The following is a 3,147-nucleotide window of genomic DNA, read 5'->3' on the forward strand; positions in this document are numbered from 1 at the left end:
GTAAACCACCAATACAGCGTCCCCACTATTTATCAGCGGGTTAGCCGTACCAGTATTTTTGAATAAAGTTTTGATTTTCTAAAATTTAACAATCAAGCGACGGCTTGGGAGGTCTTCGTTACCTCAGCATCCGTACCATCTTCAAAATGGCGAACATAGTCACATGGCAGGAACGAGGCATCAACCTCCTCGCCACAAAGAATGCGAGTAAGGATATCCTCAATGTACTCACCAAAGTTCACTTTGTTCAATTTGCAACTTTCCAACAACCCGAACATAAACGCCAAATTCTGGGCAGAGAAGTGACTTCCTGTCTGAAGCCAATTGCGTCTTCCCATAGCGATATGTCTAAAACATCTCTCTATGGCAATATTGTGCATGTCGATTCGGCCGTCCGAAAGGAATGTTCGGAAGGCATCTTCGTCATCAAGTATGTAATCTACGGCTCTGTGAACCATCTGACCATATTTGTCACCTGCAGCACGCATCTTTTTGAGCATTTCCATGATGCGATCAACGATAGGCTCGCTCCACTCTTTACGGAACTCCAGGCGATGTTCTGGACTTTGGTCATCCTCTTGTAAGAAGACTCGCTCGATATAGAACAAAGCATTGATCAATATCAAAAGCATTTCCATTCTCGAATCTACCAAATAGGCATCCACCAAATAATGGCGAGCGTGGAACCAACAGGCCTGGCGCAACAACTCTTGTCCTTCCAGGTCTTTGACTATAGCTGGATATTGAGGAGCTCTGTCTGCTACGAAACCGACAATGGAAGAATCCTTGAAGATTTTCTCTTCTTGTAACATGTGGTCGCGGGTACCCTCATCATAGAGCATCACACAAAGCTTTTTCTCCAAGGAGAGAGCTGCCTGAACATACTCTATTGTATATTTCAGAGGGTCATCAGGTGTTTCCCTGCTACGTACCAGCAAACGAGTTGCATCATTGTTGGTAAACTTAGACTGTCGGATAGCTTCCAGCATCAATGGTTCAAGTCTTTCCCTCAACATCTCCATAATCTGATGCATCCATAAGTTCAAGGAAGACTGAGGTATGTTCGTCTTCATTCCCTTCAACATCTCAAGAATACAATTCTCGCTAAGGTTATAGCAAAACTTTGACTCCAAATAGAATCTTGCAAAACTTGGCATAACAGGATTGCTCTCCAAGATTCTAACCGGGCGCTTGCTACACATTGGGTCACTCTTAGGAACATTGAATCGACCAATCTTGTATTCACGGCAAGTTACCTTAGCTGGAGTATGAAAGAATAGCTGGATATACCACGTATCCTCACCTGTCACCTTGTCCTTTCGTTTTATCAGCTTGGAGCCTTTAGGGAGATTACTGGTATCAATGCCCATTTCTTCCAAGATGGTTGCTGTATATACACGACGGCGACAAGGAGTATTTGACTCGGTATCCAAAGAAGGCTTGGACTTATCGGTCTTTTGTTTCGGAACCCGAACCTTTGGCCTATTTGTTTTCTTCTTTGCAGAATCATCCATTCCGTTGCGATCCTTTCCACTGGTTACAGCCATCACATGCTTGACAATAGCTGCGAGGCCATTTTCCTCTAACAATGGACAATTAGGATCTATCTCACCGTTTAGGAAACGAGTGGCATCACTGTTGCGTTGGAACACTCTACGGTTAATTAACTCGACCACTTGCTTGGCGTCCAACGCAGCCTTATCGGCAGCGTCAGCCACTTCCTTCAAGTCATCAATAGTCTTCACTTTCTTTGATAGAACAGATATTCTTTTATTGCTCTCCTCAAGAGCCTTGCGTGCCTCGCCCAGCATTTGCTCTGCATTATCGGCACGCATCTTTTCCTTTTCTACCCTCAAGTTAGCAGCCTGGACCTCCTTCTCTGCCTCCTTGGCTTTTGCAAAGGCATTGTCGCGTTCCATCTCCATTAAGGAAATCTTGTCCTCGTACTCTTGGCGAGTCTCTTCCTCTACCGTCTTGTTTTCATCCTCCAAGAAACTGGCATAATCGTTACGTTTGACCAACTCATTGGTCAAACGAACGTTCTCCATGCGTAAAACTTGGAGTTCAGCCTGTATGTTGTCTCTTGTATTCATGTATGCAAAGGTACTAAAAATCAGTGAGATACGCAAATATTTACCGTTAAATATTGTATATAAATAACTGATTTTCAATTAGTTAGATACAACTATACTTTACTACCAAAGGCTCTCATCTTAGCCAAAATGCGTTGTTTCTCAGCCTCTGGAAAATTTGGACTCGAAAGTAACTTTAGTACTTCATTCTCGTTTTTGGAGGCACGGGCACTATTCTCGGCCGCTCTCCGCTCGGCAGCAGCTGTTTGGGCTTTTGCCTTAGTTATACGGGCATTGGCGGCAGCAATCTCTGCCTCCAATGCTGATATTTTATCTTGTATACTCATATTCTAATTTTTGTCTGAACCGACGTAGACATTATCAATATCAAAGTTTCCCTTGATAACTCATGCGTAATCTTGCATTCCTCGAACTCCGGCTTGAGAAACTTACCGTCAGTAAACCATTTCGAGCAAAGAACCCAACCATTTATATCATAATGCAAGATTTTTACCTTGCGATAGTCCTTGGAATAAAAGACAAAAGCCTCATTGTAATTTCGAGGATTATGTCCCATGACATCACGCACTATAGAAGCCAATCCTTCATATCCCTTACGCATGTCGGTAGGAGTGGACTTCATAAAAAACTTAGTTCTGCTATCAAAGTTTATCATGGCTGCGACATTTTATGCAGCAATTCTGCCACGACAAACAAACTGTTACTCTTTATCTCTATCTGCTCTCCATCAGGAGATTTCAGAATTAAGGTCTCCACTTGCCAGGTTGTTGGCTTTGGAGCAACATCCTTTATAGTAATAGGTATGAAAGCATCTTGCGATGGTTCCTGCTGTTTCTCCTGTAAAGGATAGTTCTTCTTGTACTGGATGAGCCAATCATAATCGACTGCTTCATCTTTGCAATACTTACGCAGGCTACGTCCCTTTCGGTTCTGGTTGTAGTCCTGCATCACCTTTTCAAAATATTCTTTGCTTTCCATTTTATGTGAATTTTAAAACGGTTGCAAAGATAATATTTTTCATTTACCCCACCTTACGCTGTATTGGTGGTTTACC

Annotated in this window: 4 protein-coding genes; all 4 read right to left on the minus strand. The window is 42.8% G+C overall.

Features of this window, described 5'->3' with window-relative positions:
- Nucleotides 1-92: 92 nt before the first annotated feature.
- The 4 genes from F7D73_RS15815 to F7D73_RS15830 all read right to left on the minus strand — a co-directional run bounded on the left by F7D73_RS15815 (nucleotide 93) and on the right by F7D73_RS15830 (nucleotide 3,071).
- A complete protein-coding gene (locus F7D73_RS15815) occupies nucleotides 93-2,093 on the minus strand; it encodes an IS66 family transposase (protein ID WP_153126277.1) in 2,001 nt (666 codons plus the stop codon).
- A 92-nt stretch (nucleotides 2,094-2,185) separates the two neighbouring features.
- Nucleotides 2,186-2,419: a hypothetical protein gene (locus F7D73_RS15820; RefSeq protein ID WP_153126279.1), complete on the minus strand. Its 234-nt coding sequence runs from the start codon at nucleotides 2,417-2,419 to the stop codon at nucleotides 2,186-2,188.
- Nucleotides 2,416-2,748 carry an IS66 family insertion sequence element accessory protein TnpB gene (gene tnpB, locus F7D73_RS15825; protein ID WP_118417187.1) on the minus strand — a complete coding sequence of 111 codons (333 nt, stop codon included), beginning with the start codon at nucleotides 2,746-2,748 and terminating at the stop codon, nucleotides 2,416-2,418. The genes F7D73_RS15820 and tnpB overlap by 4 nt, the downstream gene beginning before the upstream one ends.
- Nucleotides 2,745-3,071, minus strand: a complete 327-nt coding sequence (locus tag F7D73_RS15830; RefSeq protein ID WP_118417188.1) for a hypothetical protein — start codon at nucleotides 3,069-3,071, stop codon at nucleotides 2,745-2,747. Before F7D73_RS15830 ends, tnpB begins: the two co-directional genes overlap by 4 nt.
- Nucleotides 3,072-3,147: the final 76 nt, after the last annotated feature.

Source organism: Segatella copri, from assembly GCF_009494395.1.
In the GTDB taxonomy this organism is placed as follows: Bacteria; Bacteroidota; Bacteroidia; order Bacteroidales; family Bacteroidaceae; genus Prevotella.

Excerpts from the sequence above, each read along its gene's own strand:
- tnpB (WP_118417187.1), bottom strand. The coding sequence starts at position 2,748 with ATGATAAACTTTGATAGCAGAACTAAGTTTTTTATGAAGTCCACTCCT.
- F7D73_RS15820 (WP_153126279.1), bottom strand. The coding sequence starts at position 2,419 with ATGAGTATACAAGATAAAATATCAGCATTGGAGGCAGAGATTGCTGCC.
- F7D73_RS15815 (WP_153126277.1), bottom strand. The coding sequence starts at position 2,093 with ATGAATACAAGAGACAACATACAGGCTGAACTCCAAGTTTTACGCATG.
- F7D73_RS15830 (WP_118417188.1), bottom strand. The coding sequence starts at position 3,071 with ATGGAAAGCAAAGAATATTTTGAAAAGGTGATGCAGGACTACAACCAG.